The following is a 20,205-nucleotide window of genomic DNA, read 5'->3' on the forward strand; positions in this document are numbered from 1 at the left end:
GGGGATTTACCTTTTGTCGCAGAGCCGGTGTTTTAGGCGCTCAGTTTTTCCTTAAGCATAGCAAAAACGGCGTCAGACTTAGCTTCTGGACCACCCGCCTGTGCCATATCAGGGCGGCCACCACCACCTTTACCACCCATAAGGGCTGATGCCTCACGAACAAGTGTAACAGCGTTGAAGCGTTCGGTAAGGTCTTTGGTGACGGCGATGACGATGCTTCCGCGTCCATCTGCTTCAGACATGAGAGCGACAACGCCACTGCCGATCTGCTTAGAAATGTCTTCCGCAAGGCTCTTGAGGTCTTTCGGGCTGACATCCCCCAAGTTACGCGCACTAAGGGTAATGCCATTAATGGTTTCGTTGGCCTCCGTTGCGCTGCCTGTAGCGAGGCGACGTTGAAGATCCGAAATCTGGCTGTTGAGAGCTTTGCGCTCTTCCAGCAGAGCCGCAACGCGTGCAACCGCGTCGCTCACCGGCACCTTTAGAAGGTCAGCAACGTCTTTAAGGCGGTTTTCTGTCTCAAGTGCCAGCTTCTCAGCCGTCAGTCCGCAGACAGCTTCAATGCGGCGTACGCCTGCGGAAACGCCCGTTTCAGAAACGATGCGGAAGGCACCAATTTCTCCTAGGCGCTGCACATGGGTGCCGCCGCAGAGTTCAATAGAATATGCATGGCGCGTTTCGTCGCCTTTACCCATCGAAACGACTCGGACTTCATCGCCATATTTTTCGCCAAACAGCGCCATAGCGCCTTCTGCTACGGCTTGTTCTTGAGTCATGAGGCGCGTTTCGACCGGGCTATTTTCCCTGATGCGCTCATTCACTTCAGCTTCGACAGCCAGAAGCTCTTGAGTTGTGAGCGGGCGAGGCTGGCTAATGTCGAATCGCAGACGTTCGGGGGCGTTCAAACTGCCTTTCTGCGTGACGTGGCTGCCAACCTGACGACGCAGCGCTTCATGCAGCAAATGGGTAGCAGAGTGATGGCCGCGCACTGCTGTGCGGCGTGTGTGATCCACAGCGGCATGGACGGCAAGGCCGGGCTTTGCTGTGCCTTCAACAACGCGGCCATAATGAACGATTAAGTCGCCGTTTCTTTTTTGCGTATCGGTGATTTCAATGCGCAGACCAGAAGCGGTCAGTGTGCCGTGGTCCCCTACCTGACCGCCGCTCTCGCCATAAAACGGTGTCTGGTTGAGGAGAATCGCAACGGTGTCGTCAGAGACCGGGGCTTCCGCGAGTTCGTCCGAGCCTTTGTAAATGGCTTGGATTTCTGCATCGGTCTTTTCAGATGAATAGCCGAGGAACTCACTCGCACCGTGTTTGTCGCGGGCATCGAACCAGACGGTTTCTGCCGCAGCATCGCCCGATCCTGTCCATGCTGCGCGTGCGCGTGCGCGTTGTTCAGCCATGGCGGCTGAGAAGCCGTTTTCGTCTACCGTGCGATTCTGCTCGCGTAATGCGTCCTGCGTGAGGTCGAGCGGGAAACCGAAAGTGTCGTACAAGCGGAAAGCTACGTCCCCGGGAAGGGCTTCCTTATCACCAAGGCGTGACACTTCGTCGGACAACAGAGCGAGGCCACGTTCCAGCAGGGCGGTGAAGCGTTCTTCTTCACCCTTCATGGTTTCCGCTATGAGTGCCTGATGTTGTACAAGTTCAGGGTAAGCGGCGCCCATTTGACGGATCAGCGCCGGTAGCAAGCGGTAGAATACAGGTTCTTTCGCACCCATCATATGCAAGTGGCGCATGGCGCGCCGCATGATACGGCGGAGCACATATCCGCGCCCATCTTTCGATGGCAGGACGCCATCAGCAATGAGGAACGCTGTTGAACGCAGATGGTCGGCTACGACGCGATGGCTTGATTTAAAGGGGCCATCGGGGTCTTGGCTGAGGGCAGCAGCGGAGGCTTCGATGAGGGCGCGCATCGTATCTGTGTCGTAGTTGTCGCGCTTGCCCTGAAGGATGGCTGCAAAACGCTCCAAGCCCATGCCCGTATCAATGGAAGGGCGGGGCAGTGGATTGCGAACGCCGCCAGCCTCTTCAAAGAATTGCATGAAAACAAGGTTCCAGATTTCGACAAAACGATCGCCGTCTTCATCGGGGCTGCCAGGAGGGCCGCCAAAGACGCTTTCTCCGTGGTCGAAGAAGATTTCTGAGCAGGGTCCGCAAGGTCCGGTATCTCCCATGCGCCAGAAGTTGTCTGAGGTGCCGATGCGTATAATTTTATCGTCGCTCAGGCCTGTAATTTTGCGCCAAAGGCCCGCAGCTTCTTCGTCTTCTGCGTAAACAGTGGCCAAGAGCTTTTCTTTTGGGAGCGCAAAGTCTTTTGTCAGCAAATTCCATGCGAACTCAATCGCGTCAGCTTTGAAATAATCGCCGAAGCTGAAATTGCCGAGCATCTCAAAAAAAGTATGGTGGCGCGCGGTGTAGCCGACATTGTCTAGGTCGTTGTGCTTGCCGCCTGCACGAACAACCTTCTGGGCAGTCGTAGCCCGCTTGTATGATCTCGTTTCCTGCCCCGTGAAAAGGTTTTTGAACGGAACCATACCTGCATTCGTGAAAAGCAGTGTGGGGTCGTTCTGCGGCACGAGAGATGCCGAGGGGACAATGCGGTGGCCATGAGAACTAAAATAGTCAAGGAAGGCCGAACGGATATCATTAGTACTGGTCATGAGCGCGCGCAGTTCCGAAAAAAACAGCAAGAAAGTCTGTTTCTCCTAGACGATTGTCGCGCACTTGAAAATGCGTGCCTTGAAGCTCTGACTGTTAGTGAGGTCGTATTTTTTGTTCTTGAGGGATACGGGCCTCAGCTGCGGCTATTGTAGTCGTTTCCGTCTGTTTGAAAACAAGTCGGCGTGAAAGGGTGAAATTCGCGATCAAGCCGCAGCCGGACCCCACAGCGAGGGCGAGTACGGGATAGTGGCGTGTTAGTGGGGACACGGCATAAAGTGAAAAAACAGCCCCACGGTTGAGGCAAAAACCAAGGCTATTGGCGCCTAGGAATTTGAGCCACTGAATAAAAAGATGGTGCTGGTTGGACGTCTCGCGGAAAGTCCAAAGACGGTTCAATAACCAATTGCCAGTAGCGGCAACAAAATATGCGCAGAGCGTCGCCGCTGTAAGGCCTAAGAAAGGGCGTAAAGACAAAACGCAAGCGCAGTCGACGACCAGTCCTAAGCTACCTACCACGCCAAAGCGGAGAAACTGCCAAAGGGACGGTGGAATTTTAAGTAAGAGTGTTTCTAGCACTTAGAAAGCGTCCGGCATCGAAGTGTCTTTTTGTGTGTTTGCAGCGGGAGTGGATTTTGAGCGCATTAAATAGAAAAGGCGCCCGTGAGGGCGCCTTAACTAAGAACCAGTGCTGAGGTCAAGCCCAGCACTGTCGTGGCTCAAAGCCTGAATTACTTCAGGATGATTTCCACGCGACGGTTCTGAGGCTCACGAGTGTTCGGGCCTGTTGGAACCAGTGGGTTCTGCTCACCGAAGCCATGGATGTCGATTGCTGTAGCAGGAACGCCGTCACGGACCAGTTCGGCCTTAACTGCGTTTGCACGGCGGAGGGACAGACCCATGTTGTACTTCTGACCAGCTGCACCTGGGCGAGCTGCGGAGTTATCGGTGTAACCGTTAACTTCGATGCGTGTCGTTTGAACGTGCGTAGAAGCCTGAGCTGCTGTTGCAACGATCTCACGAGCACGACCTGTCAGGTCTGCGCGGTCCCAGTCGAAGAATACCAGGTACGTACGTGCAGGCTGCGGCGCAGGAGGCACAACAACTGGTGCTGGTGGCGGCGGAGGAGGAGCCGTATCGAACGCGTAACGCAGACCCAGGATGAACTGGTGCGAGAAGCGTGGGTCGAAGTTCAGGTTGCCTGTGTGGCGGCCTGTGGAGTTATACGACGTTGAACGGAAAGAACCGTTTGCGAACTGCTGACCAATGAAACGGTATTCCGTTGTCAGGGCCAGGCCTGGTACGCTTGGGATGTCGTATGCTGCACCAACAATGCCCTGATACGCAAAGCTGCTGTTCGTGCCGCCGTTGCGGTTCACGTAGCCGTTTGAGTAGGTCGTTGTTGTTGGGTTCAGGTGCTGCCACAGGTAACCTGCACCGACACCAACGTATGGCGTTACTGGTGAGTTCAGGCCGAACTGCGTCAGGTCAATGTCATACAGGACGTTGACGAAACCGCCGTAGGACTGGTCTGAACCAGACGTCGTACCTGTACGAGCCGTCAGGTTGCGGTGGTTGATTTGGGAGTAGTTGTATACACCCTCGATTTCAGCGCGCAGGCCGTTACCGAAACCCCAACCAACAGAGCCGAAGCCTGTGAAACCGTCTTTGTGACGGAAGGAAGATTTGGTGCTGCCATTGTAGGTAGAGCCATCAGCTTGCGTCGTTGGTGAGAACGAGCCGTGCTGTGTCTGAACCAAGTTGTAGCCGCCGCCGAGATCGACGTATGGGCCGGTGATCGTGCTTGCCATTGCGAGCGACGGTGCCGCCACCATCGATGTCATGGCCAAGAGTGCCGTGCGGAGACGCATGTTTTCGTCCTCTTTTGTGACTTAACGTTCGAGCAGCTAGTCCATCAGTTTCCCGTATTGGACTAACTGACCCAGCGCGATGCATAAGCGCATATAGAACCGCAAGTTCCCGTTCACCAAGTGATTGGGGGCCTGCAAACTACTATAGGAGCCAAGCCTGTGTTTTTTTGGGCACAGTTTGTTTCGACTCCATTACGATATGCTCGCACTGTATATTTTGCCTTACCTCAATGATTTAAAGAGCACCATACTTTATTTTTACAAAAGATTGATAAAAACAGTAAAGAAACCGTCTGTCTTTGTCTTAAAAAGACCAATAAATGAAAACGTGTTTAAGGCGCACAACCAGCATCTTCTAGCAAAACACGTACTGGACCGAGTTCTACATCACGGTTAGTGAAGGCTTTGCCAATGCCGCGTAGAAGAATGAAGGTGAGTTTACCGTCCTTCATTTTTTTGTCCCGCATCATATTCTCGATAAGTGTCGTAGCGGAAAAGTGATTGCCCAGCCGCCGTATACTCTTGGGCATATCCAATTGTGTAAGGTGCTTATCGAGGCGTTCGAGGTCAGTTTCTTTCGCGTATCCGAGCTCTACGGAAAGCTTCATGGCCATCTGCAAGCCTATAGAAACAGCCTCGCCGTGTAATAATCGGCCATCATAGCCCATCTCAGCTTCTAAGGCGTGCCCAAAGGTATGGCCCAAGTTGAGCAGGGCGCGCCCATTTTGAGAGGCCGTCTCACGCTCATCTTGTGTGACGACTTTTGCTTTGAAAGCACATGCGCGCCGTACCGCTTCGGTGAGTGCTTGTGGGTTCCCGTCTAGTACGTCAGCACCGTGTGCCTCACACCATGCAAATAGATCAGGGTCGCCTATCAATCCGGCTTTGAGAATTTCCGCATATCCCGCGACTCGTTCGCGGCGAGGGAGCGTGGCGAGGGTGCTGCTATCTGCCAATACAGCAATAGGTTGGTGAAAAGCGCCGATGAGGTTCTTGCCAGCGGGTGCATTGATACCGGTTTTGCCACCGACTGAACTATCGACTTGGGAGAGTAGAGTGGTAGGAATTTGCACAAAAGGAAGGCCACGCAGCGCAGTCGCGGCAATAAAGCCTGCCAAATCACCGACGACGCCGCCACCGAGTGCTACGATAGTTGTGTGGCGTTCAATGCCGAGGGCGAGCACACGGTTCATCAAATCGCTGTAGCAACTGAAGGATTTGCTTCCTTCACCTCTGGGAACTTGAAGCGTATCGAAACGAATATTGGTTTCGGCGAGTGCGCGTTCGAGTCGGGGAAGGTGCAGCGTTGCGACGTGCTCGTCCGTGATGATCACAACCCGCTTTTGCGGTAAAAGCGGCGCAAGCCAACGGCCTGCTCGGTCAATCAAATCCTTGCCAATAAGTACGTCATAGGCGTGGTTATTGAGCGCGACGTGAACTTTTTCAGGCGGCTGCCAGGCAGCCAGTGCTTCATGAAGTTTATCGACGCCCTGTTCCACGGTTTCATCTCCACAATCGACGATTAAATCAGCTTCGGCATAAAGGGGGTGCCGCTCCTCAGCGAGGCGGCTTAAAATATCGTAAGGGTTGCCTGTTGCGAGCAGTGGGCGGCCATGCCGGCCATGCACGCGCTTCAGCAGCACCGGAATAGGTGCACGCAGCCACACAGATAGTCCGCGCTGCCGGATGCGGCTTCTGGTTTCCTTGTTCATCCAAGCCCCGCCACCTGTTGCGAGAACGCACGGTGGGCCGTCCATCAGTCGTGTAATAACGCGGCGCTCTCCGTTGCGAAAAAAAGCTTCGCCATGGCGCTCAAAAATTTCGGTAATGCTGCAACCCGCGGCGCGTTCAATCTCAGCATCCGCATCAACGAAGCGCCGCCCCAAAAGCTGTGCCAAGCGGCGTCCGATGGTGGTTTTCCCAACGCCCATCATACCAATTAAAACAATCGTACGCTGTGGAATACGGTGCATGGCGGCAGGTGCTAACGTCAGAGAAGTGGGGGAGCTGTAAGAAGACGATGATGACATGCCGTGTTGCATAGCATAGGAAGGTCAGATCGTCCCCTCTGTACTGTTTGAGAGTACCGTAGATATGCCCGGTTTAGATCGTTCGTCTCGTTTGCCCCTGATTGCGGGCATTGCTTTCTTGGCTGTGGTTATTATCGGTGGAGGTAGTTTTCTGCGTCTAGGTATGGATCAAAGCGCACCGCAGCAAAGCAATGTGCATAAAATCTTACCTGTCTCGGCATTTATTGCGAAAGAATCGGGTACGCCATTGCCTTCTCTGGCGCCGGTACCTTCCGTCAGCGGTGTGCCCATGATCGCAGTCCCGGTTCCAGCAGCAGCGAATCGTGCGCCCGCCGGAACGACTGTTGCGGTAGCGCCGGCAGTGGCACCAGCCCCCGGTCCGTCAACGCCACTGCCAACGTTGCCAGCACCTAAAGCCCTGCCGGGGCAAGGGGCTGTAGCCCAGTAACGTCTGGCTCGTATAAAGACCAATGGCAGACGATCGTTATGCGGAAGCATTTTTGGAAATGCTGGCTTCAGAGCGTGGGGCTGCCAAGCTTACTCGTGCGGCTTATGCGACTGATTTGTCAGACGCCGCGCGTTTTTTAGCGCCATCCCCGCTGTATAAAGCCTCGGCGTCAGATGTTTCTGAATATCTTGCGTCATTGTCCCGGCAAAAGCTCTCAGCCCGCACTTCAGCACGTCGTCTGTCGTGCTTGCGGCAGTATTTCCGCTTTCTCGTGTTGGAAAATGTGCGCGAGGATGATCCAACCGCACGGCAGATCGCGCCGAAAGTCGCTGCAACATTGCCTCGCCCTTTGAGTGAGAGCGAAATTCGACGTTTGTTGGAGCAGGGGACAAAAGGCCACGATGATGAGCGGCGCGACATTTTGGCGCGTGCAGCTTTGGAGCTTCTTTATACAACGGGCTTGCGCATTTCAGAGCTTTTAAGTCTCCCCGCTCTCTGCGTGCAATCAAAAGGACCTATGCTTCTGGTTCGGGGCAAGGGAGGAAGAGAGAGGTTGGTGCCGTTGTCACAAGCTGCACGAGACGCGGCCGAAGCTCTGGTACATTATGATAGAGGACTCGGGAGCGATTATCTCTTTCCCGGTAGGAATCCCTCCAAGCCGCTGACGCGGCAAGGATTCGATAAAATATTATACGCCTGCGCTTTGAAAGCTGACATAGACCCGGAGCGTGTCAGTCCTCACGTTTTGCGGCATTCTTTCGCGAGCCACCTTCTCGCGCGTGGGGCAGATTTGCGGGCTCTGCAAATGTTGCTTGGCCATGCGGATATCGCGACGACGCAAATTTATACGCAGGTTATGGCAGAGCGGTTGCGCCAGTTGGTGTCCTTGCATCATCCTTTAGCATCAGTCGCATCTTAAAGCGCTTTGGGACTGTTTTCTGGTGCGTCTCCGTGCTATCGGGCAGGCTATGCGCCAATTCCTAGATTTCGAGAAATCGGTTGCCGAGCTGGAAACCAAAATTGACGAGCTTCGTCAAATGGGCAGCAAAGAGCCGAATGCAGGTGCCAGCAACGCTGGTGGTATCGACATTGCGGACGAGATTGCTCGCCTGTCTGACAAGGCAGAGAAGCAGCTTCGGACGACATACGGCAAGCTGACACCGCTGCAAAAAGTGCAGGTGGCACGGCACGCCCAACGTCCGAAAACGCTCGACTACGTGCGTTTGCTGACAACAGATTTCACGCCTCTGGCGGGAGATCGCGCTTTTGCTGACGATGAAGCGATGATCGGCGGCTTGGCGCGTTTCCGCGGGGAGCCTGTTGTTGTCATTGGTACCGAGCGTGGCCATGACACAGAAACACGTTTGAAGCATAATTTCGGTATGGCCCGCCCGGAAGGGTATCGTAAGGCACAGCGTTTGGTGGAAATGGCCGGCCGCTTTGGTCTTCCTATCCTGAGCTTTATTGATACAGCTGGTGCATGGCCTGGAATCGACGCTGAAGAGCGTGGACAGGCCCAAGCAATTGCTCGGTCAATTGATGTTTGCCTTAAAGCGCCTGTACCTTTGATCGCTGTTGTGATCGGTGAGGGTGGATCGGGCGGCGCCATTGCGATTGGTGCTGGCGACCGCGTGATGATGCTTGAGCACTCTATCTATTCTGTCATCTCGCCTGAAGCAGCGGCTTCCATTTTGTGGCGTGATCCAAAGTTGGCTCCTGCTGCAGCGGAAGCGTTGAAACTGACAGCGCAAGATTTGAAAAAACTCGGTCTGATCGACCGTATCGTTGCTGAGCCTGTTGGTGGTGCGCAACGCGCCCCGGAAGAAGCTGTTCAAGCTGTTGGCGATGCGATTGCGGAAGAGTTGGTCGAACTGTCAGCCCTCAACAGTGCTGCTCTGCTCCAAAAACGTCGGGACAAGTTCTTAGCGATGACGCGCGGAGCGTTAAACTAGAGCTTTTTGGCGCTGAGGTGGCGCGATAAACGCCACCTCAGGCCGAGCGGTCATGCTCTTGTTATGTTGCAGCGCCGTGATCGGCAGGTTCGCCGGAGATAGGGGTTTGGCCCTGTGCCAAGATTAGGTCGTGAACGGCCTGAGCCGCCTGTTCAACCTCTGCTGCGTTGTACCCTTTGGCAATCAAGGCTACGCCTTTTCCGACGGCAGGGCGATCAAACGGGTAAGAGCCTAAATCTGTCTGGCTAAATTCAGACTGTAAGCGTGTTAGAGCCTCGGCGAGATCTCCTTCACGCAGCCCACAGGCATGCCAGCCCTTCATGGACAGTGCTGCGCCACGTGGCAAATTCGGCACGACTTCCTCGACCATCGCTGTGAAAATTTTTGGTACTCCAGCCATGACGTGCACGTTGCCAATGGTGAAGCCGGGTGCGACCGATACAGGATTGGCAATGGGTGTAGCGCCGTCGGGCAAATAGGCCATGCGTTGACGGGCAGTATTGAAACGTTCTGGACCAAAATGCTGTTCTAAAGCGGTGAAGCTGGGCGCGTGGAGTAGGAGTGTTGTGCCGAAAGCCTTAGCGACGCAGGCTGCTGTGATGTCGTCATGCGTTGGTCCAATGCCCCCGCTGGTAAAGACATGATCAAAATGCACGCGACACGCGTTTAGGGTGCTGACGATGTGGTCTTCTATGTCCGGGATGATACGAACCTCCGACAGACGAATACCGTGAGCGTTTAAAGCAAGAGCTAACGTGCGTGTATTGGTGTCTTGAGTACGGCCCGAGAGGATTTCATTGCCAATAATCAAAAGGCAAGCCGTTTTAGGTGCAAGGATATTTTGAAGCATGGTCTGAAGCCTGTTAGGGTATCTAGAGTGTACAGTATGTAACTCTTTTCCACTCTTCGGACAGGACTATCATGACCACGTTGAAGCATCACGATCCTCTTTGCGTTTACGATGTTCGCGCTACTCTGGCAGAAGGCCCGACTTGGAGTGTCGAAGAAAAGGCACTCTATTTCGTCGATATTGTGGAAGAGAAAGTTCACCGTTTTGTTCCGTCGACCGGCGAGCGTTCGGTTTGGACAGCGCCTGATCGTATTGGATTTCTGCTTCCGGTTGAGGGCGGAACATTCTTGGCAGGGCTGCGCGATGGTTTGCATCGCTTTGATCCTAAAAGCGGTCAATTCGAGTCAGACACAGTTGTCGAGCCAGAGCACCCGGGCAATCGTCTCAACGATGGTTGTGTCGATTCAAAGGGGCGTATTTGGTTTGGTACGATGGATAATGGTGAAACACACCCAACAGGCTCAATCTATCGCGTGCTGAGAGGTAAGGATGGCCTTGAGGTGACGCACCACGACGAGGGCTATACCGTTTCAAACGGGCCGACCGTTTCACCTTGCGGCAAAGTGCTTTACGTTTGCGATAGTCCTGAGCAGCGCATCTACGCATTCGATGTTGATGATGCGGGAGAGCTGTCTAACGAACGTGTCTTTGCGACGCTGACCGAAGGCTATCCGGACGGAATCGTGACAGACAGCGAAGGGACCGTTTGGTCAGGTGTGTGGGGTGGTGGAAAAGTGCTTCGTTTCCGTCCGGACGGCACGCAGCTTGAGCCCATCGCTATGCCTGTTTCAAACGTCACTAAAGTGACCTTTGGCGGGGACGATTTAAAAACTGTGTACGTGACGACAGCACGCAAGGGTCTTTCAGAAGAAGTACTGGCCCGCGAAGAGCAGGCAGGTTCTATCTTTGCCTTTACGACTGACGTTGCTGGTTTGCCGCAGCGCCGCTTCGCTCTCTAAGAAGGAGCAAAGGGGTAACGTGTTACCCCAACAACTCCTGTAAAAGCGGAATGAGAGGGACGTCAGGGTCTGGCATAGGGTAGCGTTTCAGGTCTTCTGCCTTGACCCATGCGAGAGCTTGTCCCTCTTTGCCGGATGGCTGTCCGCGCCATCTGCGTACGACGTAGAGCGGCATGAGAAGGTGGAACTTACCGACATCAGCGCTAACAAACGTAAAGGGCGATAAGCACGCGCCCTTTAGGTCAATGCCAAGCTCTTCCTGCATTTCGCGTATCAAGGCTTGTTCTGGCGATTCATTGGGTTCGACTTTTCCGCCCGGGAATTCCCAAAGCCCTGCGAGGGGCTTGCCTTCGGGACGTTGCGCCAGAAGAATATGACCATCTTGATTAATCAATGCTGCTGCGACCACCAGCAGGGTACGGTTTTTGGGTGGTAACTGCGGAGCAGAGGATGCGGGTGGCGTAGTCTCTGCTTGTGCCTCTTGGGTGGGCGTGTCGTCCACATCGTGGCCTGATGTTTGAGCGGTAGGTATTTTTTCGAAAAGAGTGACGGGGCATTCTTGCCCGCGTGAGACAAAGCGGCGCTTACCCTCACCAATTTCACGAAAGCCAATCTTGCGTAGCACAGCAGCGGATGCCGGATTGTCAACACTGACATCTGCCGTGAGGCGTGAGAGTTTGAGGTAATTGAAGGCCCATTCGGTTACACGCTGTGCTGCGCGTGTAGTGATGCCTTGGCCCCACAGATGTGGCCCCATCCAATAACCAAGCGTTGCACTATTTTTTTCATCAAGGCGGGTTAGCCCCACGACGCCGAGCAGAAGGCCATCGCGGGTAATAGCGAAATGGTAGGCGTTGCCGTTCTGACTATCGGTGACGGTGCTGGCAATCCATTTATCAGCTAGGTCACGTGGATAAGGGAATGGGATACGGCTGAGCATGCGGACGACGCTCCAGTCGTTGATGAGGCGATGAATAGCGGGGGCGTCGTGGGGGAAAGGGGGCGTAGTAGAAGATCGTCGATCAAGAGTTCTGGTGTCATGTCTCTCGCAGCATCAGAATGGTGGTGTTGTCTGTGTTTTGAAAAGCACGCTCAGAACATGTGAGCGATTATCGCGAAATTTGGCTCGCGGTTTAATCTTCGGAGAATAACAGGCAAGTCTTTCATTCTGAAAGTTTTATCTGCATTTGTCCCTGTGTTATAATCGCAACGTGAGACTTTAAAACAACAATTGCAGCATGTCATTGAAATGTCATTCGTTTTATGGACGCATTTGAAGACAGATTAAGAATTGTGAGCACGGTTATGCTCTGTTCTTAATCCTAAGCCCTGATTCTGCAGGGCGATGGAAATTCTAATACCTGCAATCAGGAGCCCGGAAAAAACGTGCGACTAAAACTGTGTCTTTTCTCGTCTGTAGCAATGCTGACCGTGCCATGTCTGGCCTCTGCCGCCGTGAAACAGAAGGCTGCACATAAGGCAGAACAACACACCGCTGTGCCACATGCTGCCCGTCCTGCTGCGGCTCCGGAAAAGACACATAGTGCTGCGCGTCACCCACGGGATGTTAATGCGGCTGCAACAGAGAGCGTATCTGTTGTTGCGCGGACACGCACAGGCCAGGATGCAGAGCAATCCGTTAGCAAGGCGGTTATGCGCCAATTTGTGCCGGGAACTAGCCCCTATCGTATGCTAAGCCGCGACGCAGGCGTGAATTTTACGTCTACGGACCCGTTCGGAATTGATAGTTTTGGAGCTAATTTATACGTTCGCGGGTTCTTTATGAACCAGATGGGCGTAACGGTTGATGGTGTGCCGTTGAACGATCAGACTTATCAGTCTGTGAATGGCTTGAGTCTGGCTTCAGCGATTATCCCGGATGATATGCAGTCACTGCGTATGTCCCAAGGGGCTGGTTCGGTCGAACTACCGTCGACGAACACTTTGGGCGGCACGATTCAGGTGACTTCAAGCGACCCTGCCGACCGGCGGGGCGGTAAAATTAGTCAGTCTTTTGGTAGTTATGATTCTTACCGGACTTATATTCGCCTTGATTCTGGCAAGCTGAATAGTAGTGGTACGAAATTTTTCACGTCATATGCGCGTACCGATGAAGGTATGTGGATGGGGGGTGGTAAAGATCAGTTCATGCAACAGGTAGATGCTAAGCTTGTGCAGCCAATAGGCAGTCAAAGCCGGGTTTCAGCCTTTTTCAACTGGTCTGGCCTGACGCAGTGGAACTACCCCGACACCTCCGTTGGAATTTTGCAGCAGAATGGTTGGCGTACACCTAACCTCTACCCCAATTACGCTCTTGCCTACAGCATTGCCAATGGAGGTCCGGTACCGCCCGGTTATGAGGGTGTAGAAGGAATTCCGGGCTCTCAAATTGCGCGTTATGATGGCGGGCAGGCTGAAACCAATTATATGGGTGGCCTGCATTTTGATCTTGCTCTGACAGATGCGCTGACGTGGAACACAACGCTCTACGGTCATAGTCAGACAGGATATTACAGCTACTCGGATAACTCGACACCGTCTCCGGCGACGGGGGCTCCGCTATCGGAGTTGGTTTGGCAAAACCGACAAGAGCGTTACGGTATTGATACGTCTCTGCGCTATCGTATCGGCCGCCATGTGCTAGAGGGCGGGGTTTGGTACGAAAATAACAATCAGGCTGCCGGGCTTTTTAGTTACAATCAGCCGGCACTTGGTCAGGGCGCCCCGCTGGAAGCAGTTGGTCCATACGATGTTTACGGGCCTGCTTTCCAGCAGGGTTATGGCTTCCAGTGGACGACCAATGTGGTGCAGACGCATTTGCAGGATAGCATCACTTTAGCGCGCGGTCTGGTGTTGCATGCGGGCTTTAAATCCATGGTGGCTACGACGGCCGGTGGGGCGAATTACAACAACCCCGATTATACGGGAGTATCAGCCTTACCAAACGGGTCTTTGACGGCATCAAGCGCATTTTTGCCGCATGTTAACTTGGATTGGCATGCCAATCGTCATCACGAGTTTTACATAGACGTTGCTGAGAACATGCGCGCCTATGAAGTCTCGGCGTATGGTGTTGGCAACTCTATATACTCTGTTGAAGACCAAGAAACATTCGTAGCTCAGCGGCAGAATCTGAAGCCGTCTAAGGCCTGGGTGTATTTGGGAGGGTACCGTTATACGTCCTCTTTCCTGCAAGCTAATGCGACCGTGTATCACGCCAAGTTATCGCATCCGCTCTTATCAGCTGCTGTGGGGTCTTTGACTAATCCGATCTCGCAAGTGATTGATTTCGGTAAAGTGTCCATGACGGGTGCCACGGGCGATATAACGCTAACGCCTATTTCAGGCCTGAGCATCGATAACAATCTTTCCTACAATAAGGGCACGTACGACCGTGATGTAGAAACGACGGGCGGTTATTATGCGCTTGCGGGAAAGAATATCGTTAACTATCCGGCATGGATGTACAAGACATCAGTCTCGTACACATGGCGGGGCGCAACGGCGCATTTTGATGCAAATTACTTCAGCCGCCGCTACTTTAGTTTCATGAACGATACTTCTATCCCAAGCTATTGGTTGGCTAATGCAGGTATGGAATACCGTTTTGGTAATGTCAGTCTTTTAAAAGATGTGACTGCAAGCTTTAACGTCTATAATCTTTTTAATACGAAATACATCGCGACTATGGGCGAGAATAATAACCCTGCAACAGGGGATTACCAATCTATGGAACGTGGTGCTGTACGCCAGTTTTATGGTTCTATCAGCGCTGGTTTCTAGTGTTTGATGTGAGTGCTGCGGATAGTGTAGCACTCACACCAAAATTGTTGCTCAAAACAGAAAGAATATGTCATATTTGCAACGAAAAATCATTTCGTTACAAAATATGTACAAATGTTGCTTGCCTAAAGCTCTATTTAAGTTATTGTAATACACTATGTGGATTTGTGAAAACTTAATTCACCTAAGTAATATCGTTAAATTGAGCGGGTAGAGTTATGAGAGTGCGCCTTCTTCTTTCAACCGTGGCGGCCGGTGCAGTATTGGCTGGGGTTTCTAGTGCTAACGCGGCGCGGCACTCTGAAGTAAAATCAAAACATAAGCCTGCAATAGTAGCGCAAAAAGTTTCAGCCCCTGTTAAGCATACGCCGCGCAAAGGCTCGGGGCATGTAGCGTCCGGCAACGAAACAATGACCGTAAGCGTGAAGCGCTCAGCATCACACAACGCTGTCGAAGTCGTTTCTCGCCAGACTATGGACCACTTCGTCGCAGGTACCAGCCCTGTTTCTATTTTGGCTCAGACAACACCCGGTGCATTATTCACTTCGGACGATGCGTTCGGTCTCGATACAGTGGCGAATACGCTTTATGTGCGCGGTTTTAACCAGACACAGCTCGGAGCCACACTCGACGGCATTCCTATGGGTGGGCAAGGCTTTCACAACTGGAACGGTTTGGGCATTGATCAGACTGAGATCCAAGAAAATATTTCCAGCTTGACCCTCTCTCAAGGTGCAGGGGCGCTTGATACACCATCAGCACAGACGCTTGGTGGCGCGATGACGTTTACAACGAGCGACCCGACCGACCGCGCTGGCGGCCGTTTGAGCCAGCTTTTCGGTAGCAATAACGGTTTTCGGACGTTCGCACGCGTAGACAGCGGTATTCTCAACAAGACCGGCACCAAGTTTTATGCGTCTTTCGCACGGACTGCGCAGGACTTGTGGAAAGGTTATGGTGACCAAACCGAACTGCAGGCGAATGCCAAAGTGGTGCAGCCGGTCGGTGAGCACGGTAAAATTACAGCCGTTTTTGATTACTCAAACTTTGCTCAGTACAACTATCTGTCTGTTACAAAAAATATGTGGCAGCGCCTTGGGCGCGATAGTGTTTACCTTAAGCCGAATTATGAGCTTGCTAAGCAATACGCGTATTATGCGCAAAATGGCGGCGTACCAGCAAATTATGCGGGTATTTTGTCGAATGATGAAATCAGTGATTTTGCCTACGATAGCACGCAGATTCAGCGCAACTACCTTTCTGCTATTACGGGTGAGTTTGAGCTGGCTCCGGGTATTACGTCCAAAACAATTGCTTATGGTCACGTTTCAAACGGCAACTATGCCGGTACAAACCCATCGCTGACGTCACCTGACTCGCAGGTGCCCATGGTCCTGCAGGTAGGGCATGCTGATACGCGCCGCATTGGGTTTGTGCAGAGCTTCGACATTCAGGCGGGCAAGCGTAACGATATCAAAACTGGTGTTTGGTACGAGAATAACCGCTTCCAGTATCCAATGATGATGTATCAAGATGGGGTAAACTACGCTCACGCGTCCCTGTCCGATTTCACAAATGGGACATTGTGGTGGAGAGATGCGTTTAATACCAACACGTTCCAGTTCTACCTCCAAGATACGTATAAAGTACTGCGTAATCTGAGCGTTACGGCTGGTTTCCGGTCTTTGGTGCAGAGCACGCGTGGTGGTACGAAAGAGGATAATTCTAGTTCACTATCCGATTGGGGCGTGTATTACAGCCACCCTGTAAACGGCTCCTTGACGGCTTCCAACGCATTCCTGCCGCATGTGAACGTTAATTATCATTTCTTGGAACATCACGAAATTTACGTCGATATTGCTGAGAATATGCGTGCATATGATTATGGCTCCCAGTCTTCCAGTGGTACGGCATGGTCTCACTTGGGTACGAGCGCAGTAAGCGCGCAAAGCGTTTTTGATGCGAGCAAAAAGGTTCTGCGCCCAGAGCGGACGTGGAATTACGTGGTGGGTTATCGCTTCAACAGCGAGTATTTCTCTGGCAGTGTTGATTACTACCACACGGATTATTTCAACCGTCTGGCAGCAATCACCAGCGGTCCTGTGAACAACACATATAACGCGTATCTTAACGTTGGACGTGAGATTGTGGACGGCGCAGACGTGCTCGGTACTATCCGTCCGTTGCCGGGTCTATCAATCACCAACAGCTTCAGCTGGAACAGTTCGCGTTACCAGTCTGATAGTTTGCCGTATGGTGGTTCGACCGTCAGCATTAAGGGTAAGCAGCAAGTTTATTACCCGAAATATATGTATAAGGCTGACGTCACATACACGTGGAAGCAGGCAACTGTGAACTTCAACACGAACTATGTTGGAGCGCGTTACATGACTTACACCAATGACGAGAAGATCCCCTCATACTGGTCCTCAACGCTGACGGCGAGCTATGATTTCGGCCGCATCGGTTTTGCACAGAACATGAAGGCGACCTTCGGCGTTACCAACCTGTTTAACCAGAACTATATTGGCGGTGTTTACGGCGCGGCTTCTGTCTCGGGCGACAACAACGCTAACCTGTTTGTTGCTGCCCCGCGTCAATACTTTGGCAGCGTAGCAGCGCAGTTCTAATCGTGGTCTGATGTATCGTCCTATGTCAAAAGGCATAGGGCGATAGCAAAATCGTTTGGGTAGTGCGAAAAGACGTTAAGTTGCTAACTCGGCTTCGAGGTTATCAATAAACTGTGCCGCTACCCGGCCGGACCGACTGCCGCGTGTCATGGCCCATTGCAGAGCACGGCGGCGCAAGTCGTCGTTAGATATAGTGAGCTTGCGCTCTTCAGCGTAGGCATAGATTATCGCGAGATAATCATCTTGGGTCGCGCCGTATAGGCCAATCCACAAGCCGAACCTATCCGACAAAGAGACTTTTTCTTCTATCGCCTCGGAGGGGTTAATCGCGCTTCCTGTTTCATTTTCGATCATGTCGCGTGGCATAAGGTGGCGCCGGTTAGATGTGGCATACAGCACAACGTTGTCGGGCCGACCTGCTACACCGCCATCCAATACGGATTTAAGGGATTTGTAATCCGCGTCCTGACTTTCAAATGACAAATCATCGCAGAACAAAATGCAACGGCGTTTTGTCTGGCGTAAGAGGGCCAGTAGGCGCGGCAAAGAGGCCAGAGCGTCACGCGGTATTTCTATCAAAGCCAGGGCAGGTTCGTGGCGTGCTCTTTGTTCTTCGTTAACAGCGGCAAGTGTTGCTTTTACTAATGATGACTTGCCCATGCCCCGGGCGCCCCAAAGCATGACGTTATTGGCATTGAAGCCTCGTGCAAAATGACGGGTATTAGACAAAACAGGGGCAATCTGGCGGTCTAGTCCCTTCAGCAGGCGCAGCGGTACGCCCGAGGGCGTGTGCACGGGATGTAATGTTTCGTTTGCCCCGTCCCAGTAGTGGACGTCTGCTTGGTCCAACACATCTGCGCTCGCAGGTTTTGGAGACATGCGTTCAAGGCTGTCAGCAATGCGCGTCAGAACGTGTAAAAGGGCTGGATCGGTCATGATGAGTTCTCTCAAGGCTTAAGAGCAGCGCTTGACGCGCGGTTCGGGAACGATATGGTCCCAGCACGCTTCACTCAAGATGGAACTTTGATCGTGCATAATCTGTTTGCGAACCCGCAATTTGTTCAATTCGCCCCGATGATCCTTATTTTCGTGGTGATGTATTTCCTTCTCATCCGTCCACAGCAAGCACGTCAGCGTAAGCTCAAAGAAGAGCAAAGCAGCCTTCGCCGGGGCGATCGTATTGTAACGGCTGGCGGTATTTTGGGTGTAGTGCAAGCAACGCGCGATGGTAGTGAAGAAGTAGACGTTGAAATTGCACAGGGTGTGCGGGTCAAAATTGTCCGCAGCACTATTACAACCGTTCTGGAGCGTTCCGAAAAAGCTTGATTTCGGCGTTTTAGATTAAAAAAAAGCTCCGCATGGTTACCGTGCGGAGCTTTTTTTGTGTGTTTCTGGTCCGATTATGCGGATTTCAAAACGGCTTCTGCGAATTCGTAATTCGCAAGCTTGTCGAGGTAGTTAGAGACATAGTCGGGGCGGCGGTTACGGAAGTCGAGGTAGTAGGCGTGCTCCCAGACATCAAGGCCAAGAAGCGTCTTGCCGTGGCCTTCAGCTAACGGGTTGCTGCCGTTTGGTGTTTTGGTAACAACCAGCTTGCCTTCGCCGTTAAGAACCAGCCAAGCCCAGCCAGAGCCGAACTGTGTTGTCGCCGCTTGCTTGAATGCTGCCTTAAAGGCGTCAACTGAACCGAAATCTTCTGTCAGTTTGCTTTCAAGGGTTGTAGGGATTTTGCCGCCGTTTGGCGCCAAATTCTGCCAGAACAGAATGTGGTTCCAATGCTGGCCCGCATTGTTGAAGATTGGCGCCATATCAGCAGAATCGTGCGAGAGAACGATAATTTCCTCAAGCGATTTGCCTGCGAGTTCTTCATTCTTCTCAACGAAACCGTTCAGAGCGGTGACGTAAGCTTGGTGATGCTTGCCATGATGCAGTTCAAGCGTTTCTTGGCACATGCCTGCATCAGCGAGGGCATTGGCGGCGTAGGGAAGTGAAGGAAGTTCGAAAGCCATGATTCTCTTTGCTCCTTGAGGAAAAGAAAGGGGCATAAATGTAGATGTCGGTTCGTCTGCCCTAAAGGATATAACGAACCGTCCCTTTAACCGATGTCACTTATGCGCGATGTTTGCAACGCTGCGTTCCATTGCGCCAATGAGTGCAGAGTAATCTTCATCGGAATGTCTATTATTGCTGAGCGCTAATGCCTGATCTGCAACGGCCATTGCAGGCATGAATGCGCCTGCTTTGCGGCCGGCATCAATGAGAAGACCCATATCCTTGGACATGAGGCGGGTTGGAAACTGTGACGGGAAATTTTTTTCCTCTGCCATTTTGAGTTTCCGTTTGTGGTGAGGGCTGATGACGGCCAAGTGTTGAAGCGTTTCAAAAACAACTTGTCGATCAAGGCCTGCACTGAGGCCATAGCTCACACCTTCAGCGATAACGTTGAGTGTCGCACCCATGATGCCGTTAACAACAAGTTTGAGGCGTGCGGCATTGCCAGCAGGACCTGCATGGATGGTTAGTTTTCCGACAATGTCGAGGATAGGCTTAGCGCGTTGCACGGCTTGGTCTGAGCCGCCAACGAGCATGATGAGTTCGCCTTTTTCCGCCTCGGGGGTGCTGCCTGACATTGGCGCATCAATGAGGGAGAAGCCATGGTCGGCAGCCAGTGCAGCAAACGTGTCTGCTTGGTCAGGTGAAACGGTAGACGTATCAATGACGAGCTTCGTAGCGTCGAGGCCAGCTAGTGCACCATCTGGGCCATGTAGGGCATTGTTTTCAGCCGCATCATTTGGAACGCAGAAGATGATGACGTCGGCCTTTTCAGCGACGCTACGTGGCGTTGGTAGAGCTTGCGCGCCGGAGATACGACCGGAAGGCGTGTAAGCAAAAACCTCGTAACCGGCTTTTTGAAGGTTTGTTCCCATGGGTCGGGCCATAGCGCCGTAGCCAATAAAACCGATTACAGGGTTAGGCATAGAGAGACCTTCCGAATCAAATGATTGTGGCCCGCCC

16 protein-coding genes are annotated in these 20,205 nt (G+C 52.7%); 7 read left to right on the top strand and 9 right to left on the bottom strand.

All coding sequences use genetic code 11. The annotated features are described in order from the left end of the window. Positions 1 to 32 precede the first annotated feature (32 nt). From alaS to aroB, 4 genes are all read right to left on the bottom strand, one after another. Positions 33 to 2,669, bottom strand: coding sequence for an alanine--tRNA ligase (alaS, locus tag D5366_RS05705; RefSeq protein ID WP_141493851.1), 2,637 nt, complete (start codon positions 2,667 to 2,669; stop codon positions 33 to 35). A gap of 94 nt (positions 2,670 to 2,763) precedes the next feature. After that, positions 2,764 to 3,246, bottom strand: a complete 483-nt coding sequence (locus D5366_RS05710; RefSeq protein ID WP_141492650.1) for a GtrA family protein — start codon at positions 3,244 to 3,246, stop codon at positions 2,764 to 2,766. A gap of 152 nt (positions 3,247 to 3,398) precedes the next feature. Further along, complete coding sequence (locus D5366_RS05715) at positions 3,399 to 4,538, bottom strand: OmpA family protein (RefSeq protein WP_141492651.1); 1,140 nt, start codon at positions 4,536 to 4,538, stop codon at positions 3,399 to 3,401. Between the two features lie 332 nt (positions 4,539 to 4,870). After that, complete coding sequence (aroB, locus tag D5366_RS05720) at positions 4,871 to 6,511, bottom strand: 3-dehydroquinate synthase (RefSeq protein WP_267298684.1); 1,641 nt, start codon at positions 6,509 to 6,511, stop codon at positions 4,871 to 4,873. 121 nt (positions 6,512 to 6,632) lie between these two features. On the opposite strand from aroB, the gene D5366_RS05725 reads away from it, so the two are divergent. From D5366_RS05725 to D5366_RS05735, 3 genes are read left to right on the top strand one after another with little or no spacing between them, the layout of a single operon-like run. After that, positions 6,633 to 7,016: a hypothetical protein gene (locus D5366_RS05725; RefSeq protein WP_141492653.1), complete on the top strand. Its 384-nt coding sequence runs from the start codon at positions 6,633 to 6,635 to the stop codon at positions 7,014 to 7,016. Positions 7,017 to 7,038: 22 nt separating this feature from the next. Then, positions 7,039 to 7,935, top strand: coding sequence for a tyrosine recombinase (locus D5366_RS05730; protein WP_141492654.1), 897 nt, complete (start codon positions 7,039 to 7,041; stop codon positions 7,933 to 7,935). A 49-nt stretch (positions 7,936 to 7,984) separates the two neighbouring features. Beyond that, positions 7,985 to 8,968, top strand: coding sequence for an acetyl-CoA carboxylase carboxyltransferase subunit alpha (locus D5366_RS05735; RefSeq protein WP_141493852.1), 984 nt, complete (start codon positions 7,985 to 7,987; stop codon positions 8,966 to 8,968). Positions 8,969 to 9,029: 61 nt separating this feature from the next. Here the strand turns inward: D5366_RS05735 and D5366_RS05740 are convergent, their stop codons facing one another. Next, positions 9,030 to 9,818, bottom strand: a complete 789-nt coding sequence (locus D5366_RS05740; protein ID WP_141492655.1) for a competence/damage-inducible protein A — start codon at positions 9,816 to 9,818, stop codon at positions 9,030 to 9,032. Positions 9,819 to 9,889: 71 nt separating this feature from the next. Here D5366_RS05740 and D5366_RS05745 point away from each other — a divergent pair, with 71 nt between their 5' ends. Further along, positions 9,890 to 10,777, top strand: a complete 888-nt coding sequence (locus D5366_RS05745; protein ID WP_141492656.1) for an SMP-30/gluconolactonase/LRE family protein — start codon at positions 9,890 to 9,892, stop codon at positions 10,775 to 10,777. Between the two features lie 22 nt (positions 10,778 to 10,799). On the opposite strand, the gene D5366_RS05750 is transcribed toward D5366_RS05745, so the two are convergent. Next, positions 10,800 to 11,717: a bifunctional GNAT family N-acetyltransferase/(deoxy)nucleoside triphosphate pyrophosphohydrolase gene (locus D5366_RS05750; RefSeq protein WP_240775180.1), complete on the bottom strand. Its 918-nt coding sequence runs from the start codon at positions 11,715 to 11,717 to the stop codon at positions 10,800 to 10,802. A 482-nt stretch (positions 11,718 to 12,199) separates the two neighbouring features. Here D5366_RS05750 and D5366_RS05755 point away from each other — a divergent pair, with 482 nt between their 5' ends. After that, complete coding sequence (locus tag D5366_RS05755; protein ID WP_141493853.1) at positions 12,200 to 14,560, top strand: TonB-dependent receptor; 2,361 nt, start codon at positions 12,200 to 12,202, stop codon at positions 14,558 to 14,560. Between the two features lie 218 nt (positions 14,561 to 14,778). Further along, complete coding sequence (locus D5366_RS05760) at positions 14,779 to 17,190, top strand: TonB-dependent receptor domain-containing protein (RefSeq protein ID WP_141492657.1); 2,412 nt, start codon at positions 14,779 to 14,781, stop codon at positions 17,188 to 17,190. 75 nt (positions 17,191 to 17,265) lie between these two features. On the opposite strand, the gene D5366_RS05765 is transcribed toward D5366_RS05760, so the two are convergent. Beyond that, a complete protein-coding gene (locus tag D5366_RS05765; protein ID WP_141492658.1) occupies positions 17,266 to 18,126 on the bottom strand; it encodes an ATP-binding protein in 861 nt (286 codons plus the stop codon). Between the two features lie 54 nt (positions 18,127 to 18,180). Here D5366_RS05765 and yajC point away from each other — a divergent pair, with 54 nt between their 5' ends. Continuing rightward, positions 18,181 to 18,516, top strand: a complete 336-nt coding sequence (gene yajC / locus D5366_RS05770; RefSeq protein ID WP_141492659.1) for a preprotein translocase subunit YajC — start codon at positions 18,181 to 18,183, stop codon at positions 18,514 to 18,516. Between the two features lie 74 nt (positions 18,517 to 18,590). Here yajC and D5366_RS05775 read toward each other — a convergent pair whose 3' ends face one another. Continuing rightward, positions 18,591 to 19,199: a superoxide dismutase gene (locus D5366_RS05775; protein ID WP_141492660.1), complete on the bottom strand. Its 609-nt coding sequence runs from the start codon at positions 19,197 to 19,199 to the stop codon at positions 18,591 to 18,593. A 96-nt stretch (positions 19,200 to 19,295) separates the two neighbouring features. Further along, positions 19,296 to 20,168 carry an NAD(P)-dependent oxidoreductase gene (locus D5366_RS05780; RefSeq protein ID WP_141492661.1) on the bottom strand — a complete coding sequence of 291 codons (873 nt, stop codon included), beginning with the start codon at positions 20,166 to 20,168 and terminating at the stop codon, positions 19,296 to 19,298. Positions 20,169 to 20,205: the final 37 nt, after the last annotated feature.

Source organism: Neokomagataea tanensis (assembly GCF_006542335.1).
Classification (GTDB): Bacteria; Pseudomonadota; Alphaproteobacteria; order Acetobacterales; family Acetobacteraceae; genus Gluconobacter; species Gluconobacter tanensis.

Excerpts from the sequence above, each read along its gene's own strand:
- alaS (WP_141493851.1), bottom strand. The coding sequence starts at position 2,669 with ATGACCAGTACTAATGATATCCGTTCGGCCTTCCTTGACTATTTTAGT.
- D5366_RS05715 (WP_141492651.1), bottom strand. The coding sequence starts at position 4,538 with ATGCGTCTCCGCACGGCACTCTTGGCCATGACATCGATGGTGGCGGCA.
- aroB (WP_267298684.1), bottom strand. The coding sequence starts at position 6,511 with ATGCACCGTATTCCACAGCGTACGATTGTTTTAATTGGTATGATGGGC.
- D5366_RS05725 (WP_141492653.1), top strand. The coding sequence starts at position 6,633 with ATGCCCGGTTTAGATCGTTCGTCTCGTTTGCCCCTGATTGCGGGCATT.
- D5366_RS05730 (WP_141492654.1), top strand. The coding sequence starts at position 7,039 with ATGGCAGACGATCGTTATGCGGAAGCATTTTTGGAAATGCTGGCTTCA.
- D5366_RS05735 (WP_141493852.1), top strand. The coding sequence starts at position 7,985 with ATGCGCCAATTCCTAGATTTCGAGAAATCGGTTGCCGAGCTGGAAACC.
- D5366_RS05740 (WP_141492655.1), bottom strand. The coding sequence starts at position 9,818 with ATGCTTCAAAATATCCTTGCACCTAAAACGGCTTGCCTTTTGATTATT.
- D5366_RS05745 (WP_141492656.1), top strand. The coding sequence starts at position 9,890 with ATGACCACGTTGAAGCATCACGATCCTCTTTGCGTTTACGATGTTCGC.
- D5366_RS05750 (WP_240775180.1), bottom strand. The coding sequence starts at position 11,717 with ATGCTCAGCCGTATCCCATTCCCTTATCCACGTGACCTAGCTGATAAA.
- D5366_RS05755 (WP_141493853.1), top strand. The coding sequence starts at position 12,200 with ATGCTGACCGTGCCATGTCTGGCCTCTGCCGCCGTGAAACAGAAGGCT.
- D5366_RS05760 (WP_141492657.1), top strand. The coding sequence starts at position 14,779 with ATGAGAGTGCGCCTTCTTCTTTCAACCGTGGCGGCCGGTGCAGTATTG.
- D5366_RS05765 (WP_141492658.1), bottom strand. The coding sequence starts at position 18,126 with ATGACCGATCCAGCCCTTTTACACGTTCTGACGCGCATTGCTGACAGC.
- yajC (WP_141492659.1), top strand. The coding sequence starts at position 18,181 with ATGGTCCCAGCACGCTTCACTCAAGATGGAACTTTGATCGTGCATAAT.
- D5366_RS05775 (WP_141492660.1), bottom strand. The coding sequence starts at position 19,199 with ATGGCTTTCGAACTTCCTTCACTTCCCTACGCCGCCAATGCCCTCGCT.
- D5366_RS05780 (WP_141492661.1), bottom strand. The coding sequence starts at position 20,168 with ATGCCTAACCCTGTAATCGGTTTTATTGGCTACGGCGCTATGGCCCGA.